At 44.0% G+C, this 21,366-nt stretch carries 20 protein-coding genes and 1 riboswitch; of the genes, 2 read left to right on the top strand and 18 right to left on the bottom strand.

The features are described from left to right. Positions 1-187 precede the first annotated feature (187 nt). Positions 188-2,602: a flavocytochrome c gene (locus DDV21_RS03160; RefSeq protein WP_116877938.1), complete on the bottom strand. Its 2,415-nt coding sequence runs from the start codon at positions 2,600-2,602 to the stop codon at positions 188-190. 13 nt (positions 2,603-2,615) lie between these two features. Next, complete coding sequence (locus DDV21_RS03155; protein ID WP_116877939.1) at positions 2,616-3,218, bottom strand: NADPH-dependent FMN reductase; 603 nt, start codon at positions 3,216-3,218, stop codon at positions 2,616-2,618. Positions 3,219-3,403: 185 nt separating this feature from the next. On the opposite strand from DDV21_RS03155, the gene DDV21_RS03150 reads away from it, so the two are divergent. Next, positions 3,404-4,615 (top strand): L-lactate MFS transporter, encoded by a 1,212-nt coding sequence (locus DDV21_RS03150; protein WP_116877940.1) that lies wholly within the window; start codon positions 3,404-3,406, stop codon positions 4,613-4,615. 343 nt (positions 4,616-4,958) lie between these two features. Here DDV21_RS03150 and DDV21_RS03145 read toward each other — a convergent pair whose 3' ends face one another. From DDV21_RS03145 to DDV21_RS03115, 7 genes are all read right to left on the bottom strand, one after another. After that, positions 4,959-5,252, bottom strand: coding sequence for a hypothetical protein (locus DDV21_RS03145; protein WP_116877941.1), 294 nt, complete (start codon positions 5,250-5,252; stop codon positions 4,959-4,961). A gap of 512 nt (positions 5,253-5,764) precedes the next feature. Continuing rightward, positions 5,765-7,144 carry a hypothetical protein gene (locus tag DDV21_RS03140; RefSeq protein ID WP_117287766.1) on the bottom strand — a complete coding sequence of 460 codons (1,380 nt, stop codon included), beginning with the start codon at positions 7,142-7,144 and terminating at the stop codon, positions 5,765-5,767. After that, a complete protein-coding gene (locus DDV21_RS03135) occupies positions 7,135-7,752 on the bottom strand; it encodes a hypothetical protein (RefSeq protein ID WP_241964695.1) in 618 nt (205 codons plus the stop codon). The genes DDV21_RS03140 and DDV21_RS03135 overlap by 10 nt, the downstream gene beginning before the upstream one ends. 88 nt (positions 7,753-7,840) lie before the next feature. Next, positions 7,841-8,509, bottom strand: a complete 669-nt coding sequence (locus tag DDV21_RS03130; RefSeq protein WP_116878993.1) for a hypothetical protein — start codon at positions 8,507-8,509, stop codon at positions 7,841-7,843. Further along, complete coding sequence (locus tag DDV21_RS03125; protein ID WP_241964694.1) at positions 8,497-9,126, bottom strand: hypothetical protein; 630 nt, start codon at positions 9,124-9,126, stop codon at positions 8,497-8,499. Before DDV21_RS03125 ends, DDV21_RS03130 begins: the two co-directional genes overlap by 13 nt. 367 nt (positions 9,127-9,493) lie before the next feature. After that, positions 9,494-10,282, bottom strand: a complete 789-nt coding sequence (pflA, locus tag DDV21_RS03120; protein WP_116878992.1) for a pyruvate formate-lyase-activating protein — start codon at positions 10,280-10,282, stop codon at positions 9,494-9,496. Positions 10,283-10,355: 73 nt separating this feature from the next. Beyond that, positions 10,356-11,690, bottom strand: a complete 1,335-nt coding sequence (locus DDV21_RS03115; RefSeq protein WP_116878991.1) for a hemolysin family protein — start codon at positions 11,688-11,690, stop codon at positions 10,356-10,358. A gap of 434 nt (positions 11,691-12,124) precedes the next feature. Here DDV21_RS03115 and DDV21_RS03110 point away from each other — a divergent pair, with 434 nt between their 5' ends. Further along, positions 12,125-12,916 (top strand): ABC transporter ATP-binding protein, encoded by a 792-nt coding sequence (locus DDV21_RS03110; RefSeq protein ID WP_116878990.1) that lies wholly within the window; start codon positions 12,125-12,127, stop codon positions 12,914-12,916. Positions 12,917-13,203: 287 nt separating this feature from the next. On the opposite strand, the gene mnmM is transcribed toward DDV21_RS03110, so the two are convergent. The 9 genes from mnmM to DDV21_RS03065 form a co-directional block, all read right to left on the bottom strand. Beyond that, complete coding sequence (gene mnmM, locus DDV21_RS03105) at positions 13,204-13,767, bottom strand: tRNA 5-(aminomethyl)-2-thiouridylate-methyltransferase MnmM (RefSeq protein ID WP_116878989.1); 564 nt, start codon at positions 13,765-13,767, stop codon at positions 13,204-13,206. A 47-nt stretch (positions 13,768-13,814) separates the two neighbouring features. Next, complete coding sequence (gene mnmL, locus DDV21_RS03100) at positions 13,815-14,750, bottom strand: tRNA modification radical SAM protein MnmL/YtqA (protein WP_116878988.1); 936 nt, start codon at positions 14,748-14,750, stop codon at positions 13,815-13,817. A gap of 77 nt (positions 14,751-14,827) precedes the next feature. Then, positions 14,828-15,484: a phosphatase PAP2 family protein gene (locus DDV21_RS03095; RefSeq protein WP_116878987.1), complete on the bottom strand. Its 657-nt coding sequence runs from the start codon at positions 15,482-15,484 to the stop codon at positions 14,828-14,830. Between the two features lie 23 nt (positions 15,485-15,507). Beyond that, the gene (locus DDV21_RS03090; RefSeq protein ID WP_116878986.1) at positions 15,508-16,065 is read right to left on the bottom strand and encodes an ECF transporter S component; all 558 of its coding nucleotides are present in this window, start codon (positions 16,063-16,065) and stop codon (positions 15,508-15,510) included. 75 nt (positions 16,066-16,140) lie between these two features. After that, positions 16,141-16,335: riboswitch (FMN riboswitch) on the bottom strand. A 98-nt stretch (positions 16,336-16,433) separates the two neighbouring features. Next, positions 16,434-17,219, bottom strand: a complete 786-nt coding sequence (locus DDV21_RS03085; protein WP_116878985.1) for an ABC transporter permease subunit — start codon at positions 17,217-17,219, stop codon at positions 16,434-16,436. After that, positions 17,200-18,051 (bottom strand): ABC transporter ATP-binding protein, encoded by an 852-nt coding sequence (locus DDV21_RS03080; protein ID WP_116878984.1) that lies wholly within the window; start codon positions 18,049-18,051, stop codon positions 17,200-17,202. The genes DDV21_RS03085 and DDV21_RS03080 overlap by 20 nt, the downstream gene beginning before the upstream one ends. After that, on the bottom strand, positions 18,048-18,494 hold the full coding sequence (locus tag DDV21_RS03075; RefSeq protein WP_116878983.1) for a DUF3021 domain-containing protein: 447 nt from the start codon (positions 18,492-18,494) through the stop codon (positions 18,048-18,050). The genes DDV21_RS03080 and DDV21_RS03075 overlap by 4 nt, the downstream gene beginning before the upstream one ends. Further along, complete coding sequence (locus DDV21_RS03070) at positions 18,466-18,933, bottom strand: LytTR family DNA-binding domain-containing protein (protein ID WP_116878982.1); 468 nt, start codon at positions 18,931-18,933, stop codon at positions 18,466-18,468. Before DDV21_RS03070 ends, DDV21_RS03075 begins: the two co-directional genes overlap by 29 nt. A 193-nt stretch (positions 18,934-19,126) precedes the next feature. Then, positions 19,127-20,569, bottom strand: a complete 1,443-nt coding sequence (locus DDV21_RS03065; RefSeq protein ID WP_116878981.1) for a spherulation-specific family 4 protein — start codon at positions 20,567-20,569, stop codon at positions 19,127-19,129. Between the last annotated feature and the right edge of the window lie 797 nt (positions 20,570-21,366).

Genomic DNA, 21,366 nt, shown 5'->3' with positions numbered 1-21,366 from the left:
TTTATAAAAAGTGCTAGAACCGAAGCTTCGATTCTAGCACTTTCAAAAAATCATTTTCCAGTTTTTTATCGCAGGGATAAATCAGCAGTTAATGCAGCAGTCAAGCTGCCTGTGAACAGCAAGAGTGGCCTAAACAGCTACAGAGGTTTTAAGATTCTGCTTCTGAACAGCAAATTAGGTGCCACTTTTAGCTGCAGTGCTCCGCGATAGCTGTCTGACCGGCGATGCGGCCAAAGGTGAAGATATCTGTCAGCGAGTTGCCGCCAAGGCGGTTGCCGGCATGCAGACCGCCGGCAACTTCTCCGGCAGCATAAAGACCAGAAATGGCTTGGTTATTTTCATTAATAACATGTGTTTGGGTGTCAATCTTCAAGCCGCCCATTGTGTGGTGCACTGCCGGTTTACGCGGTGTCGCATAGAAAGGTGCCCGCTCAACCTTGAAATCAAACCCGCCCTTATTAAATTCTGGATCGTAGCCTGCATCGACATAAGAATTATAGTTAGTAATTGTCTCAACAAAGGTTGCTGGATCAACTCCAATCTGCTCTGCCAGCTCCTCTAAGCTGTCAGCCCGGTAAAGAGTCCCTGCTGCGACCTGCGCTTCTATTTTTTCATCGCTGGTGTTATAGGCCGTTCCTTTTATATTTTCGTCAGCAATCAGATAAAAGAGACCGCCGTTGTCAATAGCTGCCTGCGACAGCTTATCACGGCTGCCGTATTCATCCACAAAACGCCGACCTTCCTGGTTGACCATGATAAAGTTAGCCGGAGGCACTTGGAGTCCTGAAAAGAGAGCCCCTGTTTCAGGGTCTGATACTGGCATCATTTGCGTGAAGCCCATGCCGACAAGATCTGCTCCGGCACTTTGTCCCAGAACAATTCCGTCGCCTGTAATGGCAGGTGAATTGGATGTTTTAATATCATCGTCAATCTTAGTCCAATAAGTATTGTATTTCTGCAGCATCTTGGTATTGGCACCAAAACCGCCGGAAGCAAGGATGACAGCCTTAGCGCGGACAGTAATCTTTTGTCCGTTGCGGCCGGAAGCAATGACACCTTTGACCTGACCGTCTTCAATAATTAATTCTTTAACTGGACTGTCAGTCAAGACAGTGGCTCCCTTTTCTTTAACATATTCACCAAGGACAGAAATAAAGGCATAGCCCATAGGAACCTTAGGCTTGTGACCTCGGCGCCACAGGGCTCCGACAGGCATAGTCACCTCGTCACGGTCAAACTCAACGCCGACATCTTCCAGCCACTGAACAGACTCCAAAGCCCGTTCAGTCAGAATTTTAATTAAGTCATAATTTCCATGAATTTCATTGCCGTTGAGATCTGTGCGTTTCCCGCCGATATAGGTCTGAATGCGGTAAAGGAGTTTAGAGTCAAATAAATAGTCAGGCTTTTGAAGATAAGCTTCCAGTTCAGCTTTCAAAGCGCGGAAATCATCCAAGAATTCAGGATCAATCTCAGCTTCATCTATATCATGCAGTTCCTGTAAATTATGGGCCTCACCCGGATTAGCGGAAAAAGTATTTTGCCATTCAGGCCAAGGAGCATTGACTGGTCCGCCAGCGCGTACAGTATTGCCGCCCAGTGCTGGGAATTTTTCAAGCAAAATAACATCTTTTCCCTGCTGCAGCACAGTCGCCGTTGCTGCAAGACCGGCACCGCCTCCGCCGACAACAACGATATCAGTGGTGTACTCGCGGTCTTCCGTGTCAAGAGCAGACGGTGCTTTAGGACGCTTGCGCAAAACATCTGGATTAGCCCCTGCTAATTTAATAGCACGGGCAACACCGTCCAAAACACCATTGGAAGTGACCGAGGCACCTGATACAGCATCAACATTCAGGGTCTGTCCTTCAAGAATTTCATTAGGGATCCGTGTAAAAACAATATCTGCAATTCCGGACGATTCTCCTGAAGAGTCAATATTAATATCTTCAATTTTTTCTTCCGACAAGGTTACAGACATCGGCAGTTTCCCATTGTGACCTTCGGTAGTAACTTGATAAGTTCCCGGCTCAAAGCGGACTTCCTCAGGCAGATTAAGCTGGTTGGCTACATCAACAAAGCGTAAGAAGCGGAAAAAACATGAATCAAGAAAATCAATCGTCCCTTCATCTTTAAGATCGCCCTCTTCAGTAAATGCGTGGTGAGCCCGTCCCAGCAGGAACTCACTGCCTGGCATAACGGTTGCATTGACACCCGGAGCATCGAGGACTTGGCGCAAATGGAGCTGAGCCCGTGAAGACCCCTGAATATCGTAAGAGGCTCCGACAATCATGACCGGCTTACCATCAAGCGGATGGATGTTAAAAGACAGCCACTCCAGCAAACTGTTCAAGCTGGAAGGAATGGTGTGATTGTGTTCAGGTGTCGCAATTATGACCCCATCAGCCTGGCTGATTTTGCTGTTAAAATGCTGGATAACAGCCGAATCGGTCTGATCTTCCGTTTCATTAAACAAAGGGACATCCGTAATATCCAGAACCTCAATTTCCGCTTTATGTGCAAAGTGCCTAGCCATGAACTGCAGCAAACGGCGGTTATAAGACTCTTCAGCGTTTGTCCCGACAATTCCAACTAATTTCATCGTTTTTTCCTTTCTATTCTACAGCTTCCCAAGCAAACGTTCTTTTACGTTCTGTATCCGCTGGTTTTACCAGCTGCTTGGTTAAGGTCACAAACTCTTGAAATTCGGCGAAATGTTCTTCTAATTCTGCTGTTTTTTCTGAATCCGTCAGATTGCAGTCACCGTCTAACACCTGTTCTGAATGTCCCAGCAGAAATTCCAGACCGGGCATAATGCGGGCTTTTAGTTCCGGAGCGTCTAAAATCTGACGCAAATGTGCCTGAGCTCTGGATGAACCCAAAGAGCCCAAGGAGGCTCCGACAATCATAACAGGCTTGTTAATCAGCACCCGGCTGGTATAGGCAATCCATTCTAAAGCGCTGGCCAGAGGAGCAGGTATCGTATGGTCGTACTCAGGTGTCGCAATAATCACACCATCAGCATCCGCAATTTTTTGGCTGAAAGCAGCTACTACCTCAGGCGCCTGTTTATCTTTAGGTTCATTAAAGGCAGGCAGCTGTTTGATCTCAAGCACCTCAATTTCTGCCTGTTCAGCGAAATGTTTGGCCATAAACTGCAGCAGTTTTCGATTAGTCGAACGGGCTGAATTTGTCCCGACAATTCCAACTAGTTTCATAAAGGACCTCTTTTCTAAAAAATAGCATTTTCTCGCCTTAACTATAACATATTTCAGTCTATTTTGTAAGCGAAAACATAAAGAACAGAAAGATTTTTGTAAGCGTTGACATCATTCGGAAATATTGTTAAAATAGCAGCTGAAATACGGTACACTCAACCATTCTAAAGAAAGGACACCAGATTATGAAACCATCGCTTAACCGCTGGCTGGTTATCTCAGCATCTACCGCAATCCTGCTTTGTACAGGAGCAGTCTACGCTTTCAGTGTTTTTGCCGGACCTTTGAGTGCTCAAACTGGTTGGTCAATGTCACAGATTATGCTGGCCTTTACGATTAATTCTGCTATCGGCCCTATTCCTATGATTTTGGGAGGCTATCTAACAGACAAGGGCTACGTTAAATGGACAATTGCACTCGGAGCCTGCTGCTTTGCCTTAGGCTTCTTTCTCACAGGTTTTGTCACAAGTCCGGCCATGCTCTATCTCACCTATGGACTGTTAGCCGGACTCGGTCAGGGCTTCGCTTATTCGGGCTGCCTCAGCAATACCCTGCGCCTCTTTCCTGACAGGCGGGGGCTCGCCTCAGGCATTATTACCGGCGGTATGGGCTTTGCGGCTGTCATTGTCTCTCCCATTGCTAACAGCCTGATCCAAAGCCACGATGCCAAATTTGCTTTTAAAGCTATCGGCTTGGTTTATATTCTCGTTGTTGTTACAGCCAGCTTCTTTATCAAACCGGCACCAGCCGGCTATAAGCCGGAAGGCTGGAATCCTCCTGCCCAGTCAGCGGCTGCAGCTGTTAACAAAACTTGGCAGCAGATGCTGAAAACACCGCTCTTCTATATCATTATCAGCATGTTCTTTGTCGGCGCTTTTTCAGGTCTGATGATTGCTTCACAAGCGTCTGGTATTGGTCAGTCTATGTTTGGTTTATCTGCTGCTACTGCCGCTCTTTATGTCAGCCTTTATTCTATCAGCAATTCCAGCGGACGGTTCATCTGGGGAACGGTTTCTGATAAGATTGGCCGGGCCAAAACTCTTCTGATTATCTTTACCGTCGTTGCTCTCTCACTCTTCGCTTTGACTGTGCTTTCAGGACAGGGCGGTTTTGCTGTCGGCATTATCGGATTGGGGATTTGTTTCGGCGGTGTTATGGGGGTTTTCCCATCTATTGTCATGGAAAATTATGGTCCTGCTAACCAAGGGGTTAACTATGGCATTGTCTTTACCGGCTATTCTTTAGCAGCCTTCTTTGCTCCCCGTGTTGCTGTTCAGATGGCAGCGGCTAATCAAGGGAACTACAGCAATGCTTTCTACGTTGCTATCGCTCTTGCACTTGTAGGTTTGGTCCTCAATTTAGTTTATATGTCTGTCGCAAAGAAAACAAAAGCCTAACGAAACAGACAGCCATCTGTTATGATAACAGATGGCTGTTTTTTGTTTTAATTCATGTACAAAATCTGATATTTTCACGCGTTTTTCCTCATAATAAAGACAATAAGTAAAAAACAGAAACATTGTCTGAAAGGACTCATTTCTAATATCAGGCAATGCTCCTCCATCTGTATCCTATTTTTATCCGAAGCAGTGTGTGCTTTTTTATAACTTAATAAAAATAGAGCCAGTCTTTCGGTAAGCCCAAGACTGGCTGCTTTATAAGAGATTTAATAAATCAGAAAGGTTCTGATAGTGGCCGGTTTCCTGTATGAACCAGTACTGATTTATCTGTTCTTTCCTTCTAAGCCCATATCGGACTGCTAAAGTCTGCCTGCGGCCATTCGGCCAAATAAGCCGCCGCACTGTCAGCTGCCTGACCCGTAAAACAATCCGCCAGCTCTCCGGCTAGCGATCCCTGCGCAAACGACTGAAGCTCCTCAGCCTGACCTTCTAACCAAGTCTGCAGCTCCTCTTGTTCTCCCGACCAAGCCCTGCTTTTTGCCGCTAACGCTCCCTGAATGACCAAGCGCTCCTGAGCTTTTCTTGTCTCCTTAGCCGCTTGGACAAGCGTGTCTAAATCAGCCGTTACTCCCATAAATCCCCCTCTATAAGATACAAAGGGCGTGTAAAAATCCGTATGAAAATAGGGACTGACAAGTGATCCTTGCATCACGCTGGCAGGCATACTCACAGAGCAGCCACACTCGTATGTCAGCCTGTGGCTTCCTACGATTGCGTCTCTTTTTCACTAGGATTTTAGCCCGTGTTCAGTTCAAACAAGATACAAAGGCCGTTAAGAACGCAAAGAGAAAATAGGCGTCCGACCGCTGAGTCACCAATGATTCAAGGGAGGGCGGTCTTTTTCTCACAGCGTTTAGGCCGTGTTCAATTCACAAGATACAAAGCCCGTTAAAAGAGCAAAGCAAAAATGACGGTAAGCCAGAAATCTCTGATTGCGTTGGCGCACCTCTGCCAAGACGGCTACGGCTAGTTAACTTGAAATCCATTCTAAACTCAGCTATGTCTCTTTGGCACAGCTCTTAGGGCGTGTTCAATTCCAACAAGATACAAAGGTTTTTATACACACCGGCTCGACCGCCTGTTTGCCTACTTGTCAGCCGAAAACAAAGCGGCCCCTTCCTGATCGGCCGCTATTAAGTTATCTGCCGCCGCATCCAGCTTGTCCGCAAAAGCCATCATCCTGTTCTTATAGGCGTCAAGCTCGGCTCTGTTCTGTTCCTCTGCCTGACTGTCCCATAAGTTCTCCATAGTGTAAGGGCTCAGCAGGTCGGTCACTTCACTCTCCGACAGCTCTTCTGCCACGGCATACATAGCCTGACGGGTCGCCTCGATATCGGCCTGAAAGCTGGCTTTTTTCTCCTCCAGCTTTTGCAGGACAGCCTCTGTCTTAACTTCTGCATGCAGTCTCGCCTTCTGAGCAACCGCCCGCAGGAGCTCCTCACGCAGACTGATTCTCTTCGACCCTGTCGCTGTTTTCAGCTGGCTTCTCAACTCCTTAACCGTCTTCTTGTAGGAGCTCAGAAGCTCGGCCTTGGTCGGTTCAACCGCAAAGTCACCGTATGTCTTAACATATTCCAGCAGATAAGTGCGATAATCCGTACTGTCAAACCAAGTATCAGGATCTTTGATATCCAGCCCCTTAGCTTGCTTGGCTTTCATTCTGGCCACCTTAATCACCTGTTCTCTGGTCATGCCGGAGACAAACTGGCCGTGCTTAACATACCAGTCTATGTCAAGACCATTTCCTTTGATACGCGGAAAAGCGGTATCGTGGTCGGAAATCCAATCGCCGGTGCCTTCAACAATATATTTCTTGCCATAAGGAATATCCCCGTGGCTTTTCCCGTCCAGATAGGTTACATCTCTGGTCGAGTCCATATAGATGGTCGCATGTTTATCCAGCCAAGTCTTCTCCTCAGCAGTAATGCCTTTAGGATTATCCTTGGAGTAGAGGGAACTGCTGGCACCCCAGTCCATGAAGTTGGTGATTTTAGGCACCTGATGTTGGGCAGCTACCTTGGCGACCGCGGGGCCGGACTGGCTGAAGCCGGACATGTTGGAAATGGACCCGCCGCCATGGTCTTTTTCCAGTTTGGCAGCCGTGCTGTCATAAAAATCGGAGATGTCATCCACCTGCGGGGTTAGCCCGCTTCTAGCTTCGATCACATTTTTAGTGGAATTCCAGGCTTCCTCTCCAAAACCTTCTTTGCCAATCAGCTGGGTACCGGCCACTACGATTGCTGTTTGGCTGTAGTCTGTCTTGCCATCAATCACAGGAGCCACAGCGATAGCCTGAGTTGTTCCATTTATTTTATCTATAACTTCATACTCGTTACTTTCAACTATTTTTCCATTTGAATTAAGTGTTTCTACAGGAATGTTATCACCTTTTATCACCGTTTCATCACTGCAAAGATTTTTTGTTACATTTTGAATTGCCTGTATATCTTGATGAGTTAATGCCATTTCCAATATTCTCCTTGCTTGACTTCTAAATTGTAGGCTATATAAACCTTAGGACTGCCTTGAGAAGATTTTTTTACATTTTTTAGCTTTTCATACTTAATTAATGTATTCATATTATTATCTAATCCTTCATCTTCTTTTCTTCTGGCTTTATCTGGTAGCTCATCATAATTAGAAACATCAATAACACCTTCTTGACCGACTAACTCTATAATTTCATTTCCAAAACTGTCAAACTGTAAAGTTAGGTCTGCTCCAATCCCATAAGGTACATGGTGTATACTTTCAACTTTTCTCCCTAAATATGCTTTGTTTCCTTCCTCATCATAAACCACAGGCACAACATTCACTGTTCGCATCGTAAAACGCCCGTCGCCGTCTACAAAGATAGGAGAAAACTCGATTTTACTGATACCAGAATAATTTTCTTTAATATATGTGGCGATTTGTTCTTCATAAAGTCTGAAACCATGTTTATAAAGCTGATTCACTTTTTCTTTTTCCATATAACGATTGTACCCCCAAATTCCTATGATGGCGATGAAGACTGCAGCCAGCAGTCCCCAGAACACCTTAGCCGGTCTGCTTAAACCTTTATTTTTAGCCATAGCCTGCTCCTTGTTTTCTGTAGACAAGTTTATCAATTCGTTTTAATTGTTGTTAGTATAGCATAGGATAAATAAAATGGCAAACTGTTTAACTGATAAAAAATTGCCTTCTTTCAACAATATATTTCTTGCCATAAGGAATATCCCCGTGGCTTTTCCCGTCCAGATAGGTCACATCTCTGGTCGAGTCCATATAGATGGTCGCATGTTTATCCAGCCAAGTCTTCTCCTCAGCGGTAATGCCTTTAGGATTATCCTTGGAGTAGAGGGAATTGCTGGCACCCCAGTCCATGAAGTTGGTGATTTTAGGCACCTGATGCGCTGCGGCCACTTTGGCAACCGCTGGGCCGGACTGGCTGAAGCCGGACATGTTGGAAATGGTCCCGCCGCCATGGTCTTTTTCCAGTTTGGCAGCCGTACTGTCATAAAAATCGGAGATATCATCTACCTGCGGGGTTATCCCGCTTCTAGCTTCGACCACATTTTTAGTGGAATTCCAGGCTTCCTCTCCAAAACCTTCTTTCCCAATCAGCTGGGTGCCGGCCACTACGATAGCAGTTTGACTGTAGTCTGTCTTGCCATCAATCACAGGAGCCACAGCGATAGCCTGAGTTGTTCCATCAATACTATCTATGACCTCATATTTCAGACCACCAGCTTTAAGTGGTTTTTCACCGTCCAAAATAGATGAATCACTTAACGTTTTTTTAACTTTATTTTGGATAGCCTGTATATTCTGATCAGTTAAGGTTGCCACTTCCAATACTCTCCTTTCTTAATCTCCACATTATAGTTTATTTTCGCTTGAGGACTACCATCTAATGATTTTTCCACCCCTTGCAGTTGACCATCCTCTATTAATGCAGTAATATTTTCATCAATTTTCCTGCTTTCAGCAAGCTTAGCTTGGTCAGGTAAGTGATCATATTTTGAAACATCAATTTCTTTCCCTGTGGCAGAATCAGATAAGTAAACAACTTCATTTTTCCATAAATCAAACTCCAAGGCATAGATTCCTTCTAGCAGACCATAACTTTCTTGATCCTCTTTCTCTGTCGGTATACCAAGTAAGACACTATTTCCCTCTTCATCATATACAACAGGGACAACATTCGCAGTTAACATCGTAAATTTTCCATCTCCATCAATGAAAATAGGAGAAAATTCAATTTTACTAATCCCAGAATAATTTTCTTTTATGTATAGCGCCGTTTGTTCTTCCAGCAGCTGAAAACCGTGCTGGTAAAGCTGTTCAACTTTTTTCTTTTCCATATAACGATTGTACCCCCAAATCCCTGTGATGGCGATGAGAACCGCAGCCAGCAGTCCCCAAAACACCTTAGCCGGTCTGCTTAAACCTTTCTTTTTAGCCATACCCTGCTCCTTGTTCCCTATAAATAACTTCGGTGATTCGTTTTAATTTTCATCAGTATAGCATAGTAACACTGAAAAAAACAAGTGACATTTGCCATCTTTTTGAATACCGGCCGCCACGATAGCTGTTTGACTGTAGTCTGTCTTACCATCAATCACAGGAGCCACGGCTGTACCTTGAATAGTATGACATTATTCTGATTTGACAGTTTATAGTGTCAGTTTTAAGCGGCTTATGTTTAGCCATGCCATATTAATCTTACTTTATAACCAGTTAAACAGACCAATCCATTTGGACATAAAAAAGCTGCCCTTACTGGTTAGTCCATCTAACCAATAGGGGCAGAATATAACTGTCACGCCTCTCTCAGCCGTGTACCCGGTTTAAGTATTCGGTGTAACTCTCGGTATGCATCAATTTTTTGGCATTTTGCACCCGCTCTTTAGTCGGCGGTTTCACACCTTCAAGGGTATAAGGAATCCCCAGTTCATGCCATTTGAATTCTCCCAAAGTGTGGTAAGGCAGAATTTCAAATTTATCGACATTTTTCAGCGTCGCTACAAATTCTCCCAGCTTAATTAGATGCTCATCAATATCCGTCAGACCCGGCACTAAAACATGGCGGATCCAGACAGGAATTCCTTTATCTGAGAGATATTGAGCAAAAAGCAGAATGTTTTTATTAGGCTGGCGGGTTACAAAAAGATGCTGCTCAGGGTCAATTTCTTTAATATCCAAAAGCACTAAATCTGTCACCGCTAAGAGTTTATCCACTATTTTATGATATTCAGGAGTCGGACGGTAGGCAAAACCGCAGGTATCCAAAGTACAGTGAATGCCCAGCGCTTTAGCTTTAGTAAACAGAGCTGTAATAAAGTCAATCTGCAGCATCGCTTCACCGCCTGAAACAGTAATACCGCCGTTCTTTCCCCAAAAATGGCGGTAGCGCAGTGCTTCCTCCAAAACATCGTCTACCGTTCTTTCTTGAGACATGTTTGTCTCCATAGCCCATGTATCAGGATTATGGCAGTACTGGCAGCGCAGTTTGCAGCCTTGCATGAAAATCACAAAACGAATTCCGGGACCGTCTACAGATCCAAAACTTTCAGTTGAATGAACCATTCCTATAACTTGGCCATAATCAATCTCTGTCATGCTGTCCCTCCTTTGCAACCGTTTTACCTAAATTTATTATATCATTTTTGATATAAAAAAGACTAAGATTTGCTTAGTCTTCGTCAAGATACTGTTCTATATCAGAGATGAGCACCTTCAGCTTTGTAATGCGGCCGTCTTTCACCTTATCATTGATAATCTGCAGATGTTTCTCCTTACTGTCCACTTCAAAGCTTTCTTTTTCTTCCTGACTGGGAATCGTTCCGACACCGGTCAGATAGTAGCCGGCTATGGTATCAACATCGTCACTTTCCAGTTCAACATCAAAGTGTTCGTTAAAGTCGTTTAAGGTCATTGTGCCTTGGACAATATAAGTATTATCGCCGATAGCATGGACGAACTGTTCCACTTTATCTGTCTCATCGTCGATTTCACCGACAATTTCCTCCAACAGATCTTCGAGTGTGACTAAACCAGCAACACCGCCGTATTCATCCAGTAAAACGGCCATTTGGTTTTGTGTATTGCGGAGCTGTCTCAGTAAATCATCGATAAAAATGGTTTCCGGAACAAAAAGCGGTTCCTGCAGGAGTTTGCGCAGAACAATTTTATCAAAACCATCTCGGAAGCCTACATCCAATATTCTTTTGGTATGGAGCACTCCGATAATTTTATCGCGATCATCGTCATAGACGGGAATGCGGGAAAAATTTTTCTTCAGAATCTCTTCGATATTTTCTCTAGTATCGTTATTAATATCGATCATGAAGGCGTCTGTCCGCGGGACCATAATTTCACGAGCCATCATTTCATCAAGCGAAAAGACCCCCTGCAGCATTTCAATTTCTTCCGCATCAAGTGTTTCTTCACTGTTTGACAGCATATATTCGATTTCATCCCGTGTCATTTTCTCATCAGCATCATCGAAAGTCATAGGCGTTATCCGACTTAGGATATTCGTCGAAGCAGATAAGAGCCAGACAAAAGGACTGACAATTTTACCAAGTACAATAATGACAGGAGCTGAAAAAACAGCCAGCTTATCTTTAAGATTCATGGCAATACGTTTAGGGTAAAGCTCTCCCAAAACGATAGAAACATAAGTTAAAAAGACAAGGGCAATGAGACTTCCTGCTGTTTTAGCTGTCGCAGAATTGCCAAACCAAACGGCCACCTGCGTTCCCAAGGAATCAGCTAGGCTGGCTCCGGAAAGTAAACCGATAAAAGTAATGCCTACCTGAATGGTTGATAAAAAGTTATTAGGTTTATCAAGCACAGACAGCAGACGGCTGTAATTTTTATCTCCCTCCTCTGCCTTTTGTTCCACGCGCGAACGGTTCAAGGAAACTAAAGCCATCTCACTGGCTGAGAAAAAAGCATTTAAAAGGGTTAGAATCAGTAATAAAATAAATTGAAAAAGTAAAGGCTGACTGCCAGGGTCTTCCATGAGTTATTCTCCTAAAAATGATAGTATTCCCATTATAGCACATTTCCTAAAGATTGACGATAAGGAGCCGATTTTTAAGCTCAGGCATAAAAAGCTGGCCCAGCTCATTCTGCTCCTTTTCCCGCCGTACAATTAGGTCTGTATTCTGCAAACTTAGCAGCAGTCTCATTTTCTCCGCTTGATATGACGCTAAACTGATACGCTTTTTGCTGCTTGCTCATCATTTTGGGGATATGCTATAATGGAGAGGCTTAAACTGAACACGGCCTGAAAGCTCGGAAAAAAGAGACGCAGTCGTAGGAAGCGCATGCTGACTTACGAATGTGGCTGCTCTGTGAGTACAAAACTTACTAGAAACTAAAGTTTCTTCGTCAGTTTTCCTATTTTCCCATTGCGTTCTTCACGGCCTTTGTATCTTATTGAAGGAGGCAGGGATGGCGGTTATTTCGCTGACAAATGTCAGTCTTAGCAGACAAAATAAGAGGCTTTTAAAAAATCTCAGCTGGACAGTGGAAAAAGGGCAGACTTGGGCTGTTTTGGGACTGAACGGCTCTGGAAAGACAACACTGCTCAAACTTATTATGGCAGAATATTTTCCGTCAGAAGGCGAGGCAGAAATTCTGGGAGTGCCCTTCGGTCAGGGAGATATCGCAGAAATCCGTCAAAAAATTGGGACGGTCGGCTCTTTTATCGCTGAACGCCTTCCCAAACAGATGCTGGCAGAAAAAATCGTACTGACTGGTAAATATAAATCCAGTATCCTTTATAAAGCTTATGGGGAGAAAGAACTGAACGAAGCCAGAGAAATGCTGGCGGCAATTGGCGGCGGCCACTTGCTGGGGAGGAGCTATGCCAGTCTATCGCAAGGAGAAAAACAGCTTCTCCTCATTGCCCGCAGCCTTATGGAAGAACCGGAAATTATCATTTTAGACGAAGCCACCAGCGGACTTGATCTTTTTGCCCGCGAAAAACTTCTGGCACAGATTGAGCGGATTGCAGATCTGCCACAGGCTCCAACACTGATCTACGTAACCCACCATGCAGAAGAAATCACCCAAAGCATGGATCATATTCTCTTACTGCGCAGAGGAGAAATCGTTGCTCAAGGAAAAAAAGAAGAAATCATTACTCCTCAGACTCTCGAAACCTTTTATGAAAACCCTGTAACGATTCTTCCTATCGACAAGCAGCGTTTCTTTATTAAACCGGAAATCAAGGAATTTTAAAATAATAGAAAGACAGAGAAAACAAACTTTTGGGTTATGCTTTTCTCTGTCTTTAATCTGTTTTGAGGTTAATATCCTGACCTTTTTCAGAAACAGTCTTGGAAGCGCAAATGCTTGGACGGACTGGGGTGCTGTCTGCGAAATCACAGATTTCGGACTTACCGTCAGCCGTAGACGTCTGAAAGCTTTGTCGTCTTCACAGCCGACCGCACCTTTCTAGCCGTCCTGACAGAGGTGCGTCTGCGAAATCACAGATTTCGGACTTACCGTCATTTTCATACGGATTTTTATACGGCCTTTGTATCTTGTTTTAGCTTTTCTATCATGATTAAAAAAGGGGGAGTATTCTTTTGATTTAGGGGCTGATAAAGCATGACGGAAAATTGGGTTTGCGGTAAGTTTTCTGCAAAAGCCAGAACGGCATCTTTTTCTTCCTTGCCGCCAGTATGTCCATGGTAAACCATGATGGCAACTCGGCCGCCGATAAGCAGGCAGTCCAAAACTTTCTGCAGAGCCTGCAGTGTGGTTTCCGGTTTGGTAATGACGGATTTATCAGCTTTTGGCAGATAACCCAGATTAAAAACAGCAGCCTTAATTTCTCCAACGTAGCGGTCAACATGCTCATGTCCGTCTAAAATGATCTGAACATTGGTCAGACCTAATTCCTGCAGGCGGTTCTGTGTCTGCAAAGCCGCCTGTTCTTGAATATCAAAAGCATAGACCTGTTTAGCTAAACGAGCTAAAAAGACTGTATCATAGCCGTTGCCCATAGTGGCATCAAGTGCAGTACTGCTGCTATCCAGCACTTCTGCCAAAAAATCGTGGGATAAATCAAGCGGTCTTTTTACCATCATTCTCCTTCCTCTTAGTACCAGTTCAGGATAATTTTCTAAGAAAATCAGGCGAGGGCCTGTTTTTTTAAACGGCAGCCCTGATAGGAATCTCTGGCTTCCATTTCTCTATCAATGCTGTTGAGAACTTCCCATTTATTCAAACTCCACATCGGACCGATCAGCATATGCCGCGGAGCATCTCCAGTGAGACGGTGAATCACAATGTGTTCAGGAATAATTTCCAGCTGATCGCAGATAATATCAACATATTCTTCCTGACTGAGAAGTTTTAGACGTCCTTCGTGATAATCCCGCTGCATACGTGTATTGGTCATCAAATGGAGCAGATGGAGTTTAATTCCCTGAATATCATTGTCTGTTACGCAGCGCCTGACATTTTCGACCATCATTTCTGCTGTTTCGCCGGGCAGGCCATTAATCAAATGCGACACAATTTCAATTTTGGGATACTGCCGCAGCCGTTTGACCGTCTCGACATACAGTTCATAAGAATGGGCTCGGTTGATAAGCTGGGAGGTTTTCTCATAGGTCGTCTGCAGACCAAGCTCAACAGTCACATGCATCCGTTCGGACAGTTCTGCTAAGTAATCAATTGTTTCATCCGGCAGACAATCCGGTCTGGTTCCGATATTGACGCCAATCACTCCCGGCTCATTAATAGCCTGTTCATAACGCTGACGAATAATTTCTACCCTCTCATGAGTGTTTGTGAAATTTTGAAAATAGACCAGATATTTCCTGACTTCCGGCCACTTGCCATGCATAAAGTCAATTTCGCGGTAAAACTGTTCACGAATAGGAGCATCCGGCGCCACAATGGCATCGCCTGATCCTGAAACAGTGCAAAAGGTGCAGCCGCCATGGGCTACTGTTCCATCACGGTTGGGGCAGTCAAAACCGGCATCGATTGGAACTTTAAATATTTTTTCGCCAAACAGCTGCCGATAATAGGCATTTAAAGTATAATAACGTTTATTCATAAATTTATTATACCATTTCTATTAAAAAAAGAGCCGGTTTTTTCACGGCTCTTTCAAACTGCAGAACTTAGACTCTGTTAGTTTTGTTTGCTTTGAAAACGCCAGATAAAGCGTTTCCGTTCATAAAACGGGTAAAGAAAGGCAATCAGGGCAGCCCCAAGCAGCCAGCCGCCTATGATATCGGAAGGGTAATGAACGCCCAGATAAATGCGGGATAAACCCACACTGACCAGCAGAAACATTAAAAGCAGTTCTGCACCGTACTTCAGCCAAGGGTTCCTCAGCCTTTGTGCAGCAATAATCATCAGAGCTGTAAAAATGATAAAGGTTGATGCCGCATGCCAGCTGGGAAAGGACGGTCCTAATGGCCTCTCAATCAGATAAACTAAATCAGGCCTAGGGCGCTGATATAAGTATTTAAAGGCTGTTGAAAAGAGGATGATCAGCAACAGATTGCCTGCCAAAAAATACGCCTCAGCCCGCCATTTTTTTATAAGAGCAAAAAAGAGGACACATAAGAAAACACCGGAAATAAGAACAGGCGCATTGCCGAGAACAGTCACCGTTCTGAAACAGGCTGTCATAAAATCTGGCAGTTCCCCCCTCAGCCCCGACTGAATACTGGAATCAAAACCTGCCAAAGTCCCAGGGTAAAATTTGACCAGATAACCCAGTATCATAAACATGAGCAAGGCGGAAGAAGCAAGGGCAAAATAGGTCTGTTTGTTTTTCATAGCCTTTATTATACCACAAAGTTTTATAATTTCTTTAAGACAGGTTCCAAGCAGGTAAACAGAAGTAAGAAAGCAGCTGCAAAAATCAAGCCTTCAAGCAAATTAAAAGGAACAACCATAGCAAACAGATAATTTCCCAAACCTAAAAGGGCTTTTATATCGAAATGAGCAAACTGAGCATAGAGCGGAACCGCATAAACATAATTAAGGATAAGCATTGCTGCGGTTAGACCTAGTGTGCCCGCAATTGAGGCTGCAATATAATTGCGGCGGGTCCTCTCCTTATTCCAGATTAAGGCGAGAGCTAAAACGAAAATTCCCAGCGCCACAAAATTCATAGGCAGTCCGATTAACGTTGAGACCCCGCCATTATTCAGCAGGAGCTTTAGAAGTGTCCGAATAGTTAAAACAGCATAGGCACTGCCTAAATCGAAAATAACCAAACCGAGCAAAACGGGCAGAATCGAAAAATCAACCTGCAGAAAACCAGCTGCCGGAATTAAGGGAAACTGGATATACATCAATAAAAATGAAAGAGCTGAAAGAATGGCGATATAAGCCATTTGCCGTGTTTTTGTCATAAAAAAATTCCTCCAATTAAACAATTGAAAGAAGTCCCAAAGAGTATTCTTTTGCCGCAGGCAAAACAAAAAGCCCTTCGTCTTCTCCCATCCAGACTTTACTGTCGGTTGTGGAATCACACCACATCAGCTTGCGCTCGCGGACTTCTCTTCGTCTGTACTCTGCGCTCAACCGTGAACGCCGCAGAATATCATCTGCAGCCTTCAAACAGGAGCAGCAGACAAAAAGTCACCGCCGGTCGGGAATTGCACCCTGCCCTGAAGACACTTATAGCATACCAAATTTAAGAGCAGTTGGCAACAGTAAAAGCCTAAAAAATAAGAGCGGGACAAAAATCAGTACTGTCCCGCACCTTAGTTCACTGCCCTCATGATAAATCACGTTTATTCAAAACAGTATAGCTAAGCAAAAGACTGCAGATAAGAATACCGCAGGCGATTAAAAGATAAAGGCTGTTCATTTTTTCCTGACTGAAAACGGTGACTGCATTCGCATAATAATAAGGTGTCACATATTTGAGAAAGGCAGTATCCTCTACAATACGGCAGATCATATCCATAGCATACAGCAAAAGAGCAAGCCCCAAAGCCAGTCCGACTTGTTTTTTACGGCAAACAGCCGACAGGAAAAAACAAAAAGCGGCTACTTCATTCTGCATCAGAAAAGTACGAAAATGATACAGCCAGTAAGAGCTAAAGTCTAAATCAAGGTCAGCCAGCTTGACTCCTGCTATTTCAAAGAAAATAACAAGACCGTTGAAAACAAGCAGGAGGCAAATAATACTAAGATATTTAGTCAGCCAGACAGTTCCCCTATGATAGGGAAGTGTATACAGAAATTCAGCAGTGTGTCCTTCTTCTTCCTTAGCTAGGGAAATAATCCCTAAATAGGCTGCAAACATCGTACTCCCAACTGAAAAAATCAAAGCATTTTCAACAGCATAATAGCCGTTAAAGTTGGCAATATTTAATTTGTCCATCCCCATGCTGGCCGAAAGATTTCCCATATTGCCTAAAGATTCAGCCATTGAGGCCGCACTGTTTTCCATACTTGGAAATAAACTAATCGTGATAAAACAGAGCAGCCCGATGCTCAAAGCCCATATCAGCATTGCAGTGCGGGCCGCTTTCCACTCATGCATCAGTAAAACCATTTTTCTCCTCCTGATAATAATGTCTAAATAAGTCAGCTAAAGACGGTTCTTCCACAAGGAAATCATCAGCCTGAAGGTCCTGCAAATAGGCTAATAAATCGCCTCCAGAACCAGCATAGGAACGGAATTCTAGCTGACCGTCCTTCCAAAAAGTGATTTTCTTAGGCTGACTGCCTATAAGATCTGACAGCGTCCCGACTTTTAAGATATCGCCGTCCTTGATAATAGCCATACGGTCACAATAGGTCCTAATATCCTCCAAAATATGAGAAGATAAAAAACAGCTGGCCCCAGCATGACAGGCTTCTTTAATCAGCATCCAGAAACGCTCCTGCATCAGCGGATCCAATCCTGATGTCGGCTCATCTAAAATCAAGAGCTCCGGCTGGTGCTGCAAAGCACAAACGATGCCAACCTTTTTACGGTTTCCCAGTGACAGTTCCGCAATTTTTTTATCCAACGGCAGATCTAAAATACGGCAAAGCCTGCTGCTCTCAGCACTGCAGTCCTTCCTGTAGGATTTAGCAGCAAAGGCAATCGTCTCTTTTACCCGCATCTGAGGATAAAACATGCTTTCTGACGGCATATAGCCAATGTGCTGCAAAGCATCTTTCAGCTTAGGGTAGCGCCCGTCCAAAAGCCGAATCTTTCCTTTGCCGGGGTGGATTAATCCCAAAAGACATCTGATGGTTGTTGATTTCCCGGAGCCATTTGCGCCCAAAAAACCAAAAATTTCTCCTTTTTTAACCTTGAACGAGACATCGCTGACTCCCTTATATTTACCATAATATTTATACAGCCCGTCGATTTCCATGGCATATCTTCCTGTCATTCTCTCTTCCTTTCTTTGTAAGTCTCTAACAGCTGATTGAGGTGCTGGCTGTCAATATAGCGCTTTTTCTTATTGGCCACAAAAACCGATAAATAGCAAACAGCCATAAATAGTGCAAAAAATATGCTTATTCCCCAATGGCGGTCAAACCACCCCAGAAACTGTCCGCAAAGTCCGTACAGACAGCTGGAGATAAATATACCGCTTAATTCCCATCCGGACAGTTTTTCCGCTTCATCAAAATTATGAAAAAGATAAACCTGAAGATAAGCTAAAAAATAAGCAACAAAGACCAATTCCAATAAATAAAACACACTGACACTGTAAGACTTTTGAAAACATTGGTAAAACGCCATAAAAACTAAAGCGCACATGCTGTAAGTGCCTGTTTTGTATTCGATAGCAACCTCTTTGCTAAAAATTCTCTGCCACCTCGTCTTCATCCTGAACTCCTTCTGCTAAAATCTGCCTCAAAGCACCGGCATATTTCCGTGAAATAATAATATTTTCGCCATTATCCAATCCTGCCTCAATTCGGCCGTAAGCCTGACTTTTAAAATGAGCGATCCGTAAAATGTTAATCAGCATTGACTTTGAACAGCGAAAGAAACTGTCTGGATAAAGATTAGCCAGTTCCTTCAAATTCTGTGCCACCTGCAGCACCTCTCCTGCTGTATAAGCATAAACCCTGCCGTCCACACTTTCAAAATAAAGAATCTCTGAAACCAAGACAAAACGCTGCCCTTCTTCCGTTTGGCCTAAAAGCTTTTCGTCCTGGCTGGCTATAAGATTGATGAGCGACCGCAATTTATCTGTCATCTGTGTATAACGGATAATCACTTCAGTTTCGCCGTGTGGAATGTTTTCTAAACTGACTTTCATTAGAAAAGGAACCTCCTTTCAGTCATCAGTATAGCAAATTCACTGCAGAATGATAATAGCCTGACCGGTAAGTTGCCAAAATACAGACTAAGCTGCAAAAACCAGACACTCCATTTAAGATACCAGTTAAAACAAAGAAAAAAGCCTTTGCTGTCTGACAGGCAGGAAGGCCTCTGCAGACAGCAAAAAGCTGTTAATGATAAAAACGTCTAAATCGGTAGGCAATAAAGCCTTGTATAATCAAGGATACCACCCCCGATAAAATCAGGTAAAAACCACCAGTTTCACCGGTTTTTGGCAAAACTGAATCAGAACGGCCTGCTGATGCTGAGAAGCCAGCCGCTGCAGTACCAGCCTTTTGAGAGACGGCAGTACCTACAGTATCTGCCTTGGGATCAGAACTGCTTTGAGGGCTGATTCCAATAGGTTCTCCCCCCGCAGGCAGCAAGGCAGAAGCAGCTGTAGAAGCCAAAACATTTGGCAGAGAAGCAACTGTTGCTGCATTTACAGCGGACAGCGGCTGGATATCAGCAGGATTGGCAGCCTGCCTGTTAGCGGTATTAATCCTGCTAATCAGACTTTCAAAATCAGTTGGGAGTGCATCGTAAGGGTTGGCTTGTCTGTCATCAGTGATCATCAGCCAGCCTGTATTGCGTGTCCGCGACAGTTCAATCAGCTGGTCATACTGACTCGGATCCGCTTCATAAATCACATGGAAAATCCGATTAGCATTGGCTGGATCCCTTTCAAAATCTGACTGAGGCTGAGGGTAATTGTTGATATAATCCGCAGCACTCAGTTCACTGGTCAGCCAGATATCAGCATAAGCAGAGATGTCATCAGTAATTGTGCGGCCGGGGTTCGCAATAACAGTCATATTGGGATAAGTATTTTTGACATAGGCATATAAGTCTGCCATTACCTGTAAATCGTTTGGATTTGTTCCGGAACCCGCTTCATCAAAGAAAATACCGGCAATATTTTCTGCCCCGTAAAAGGCAGCATAGCGATCAACATCAGCAGTGATATCAGCTAGACTGCGATTGAAATAATCGGTCTTAACATAAGCAATATTTTGAATACCAGCATTGATATTTTCAGCTATTTGCCGGCTGAAATCAGGGTTCGCTTCCGTCCCCGGACCGCTGTTGGGATTGATGATGACATACGGAATTTGTCCGCCGCCCAAAGCTGCTATTCGTGACCAGTACTCATCCCCTTGGTTAGCATAGCGGTAAGCCGGCATCATCACCGATTGACTGATTTGGGATGGGACAGGTTCCGGAGCATCCAGCGATCCATTTTCCGCCGCTGCAACTGTTGGTAAAACGGCAGGCTGACCGGCCGTCAAACCTCCTGACATCGCATCTGAAACTGCTTCAGATTGCCCGGACAATGCTTCTGCTTGGGAAGTCAGCATAGCAGCTTCAGCTGTTCCGCCCTGAATGGTTTCATACGCAGGCTGTTCCGCCGCTTCTTCTGCCGAAGTGACAGTATCTGATACACCCAGTGAAACAGCTGAATCCTGCTGTTCTGTTGCTTCAGATGCACTGACCAGAGGCGGACCCGAACTCAGACAAACCGAGAAAAGCAGCAAGATCAGCAGATTAAAAAAGTATCTAGCACTATTCTTCATAAAGTCTCCTCCTTAACTAAGATACCACAACCGTTAAAAACTCACAGCAAAAATGACGGTAAGCCAGAAATCTTCGATTTCGTCGGCGCACCTCTATCAGGACGGCTAGGAGCGGGGCATAACCCCATACCATACCGTTCGACATCTCGCCCCCGCAAAGCTTAGCAGATATTTTAAAGCTTTAAAAAAGCAACTAAAATGACGCTAGGCTGCTGCGTCTCGTATATAACACTGACAAAATTAAGGGACAATTTTAAATCAGCTCCCAATCGTCTCCATCCGGACCATGGTCAAATCAGTATCCAGCTTGGTCATTCTTTTTTTGCAAAGAGCTCAGGTCGTGTTCAGTTTCATTAAGATGCAGAGCCTATCCTTGTTAAGGAAGCAAAATTTGGAGTTATAAATACCAGCTGCGGCTCACAGTCGCCTTTACCTTTTTTTGCTTTTAAGCTGTGCAGCATTTTGAGACTGTTTCCATATTCTAACTTATATTCATTAACAGCAGTTCTCATTTTTGTTATAGGTCATTAACGTTTCATTTTTTTGATATTCCTGCTGTTTCTTCCCCAAAACAGGCTTATTTAGTCAAAAAACAGCTTATCCAAAAAAGATAATGACAATCAGAAGGCTTAAAAAACAGCCAAATTCGAGCTCAAATAGGGAACTGACAGCTGCTTAATTTTTACATTATATTAAATGAATATTTCAAATAAAAAAACAGCCACAGATTATGATTTCTGCGGCTAATGGAAGACATACTCTTTGAATATTTATCTTTTCCTAAAAATCGTATAGGC

The organism is Streptococcus chenjunshii (assembly GCF_003086355.1).
In the GTDB taxonomy this organism is placed as follows: Bacteria; Bacillota; Bacilli; order Lactobacillales; family Streptococcaceae; genus Streptococcus; species Streptococcus chenjunshii.
This window is presented reverse-complemented; position numbering and strand designations above follow the sequence as displayed.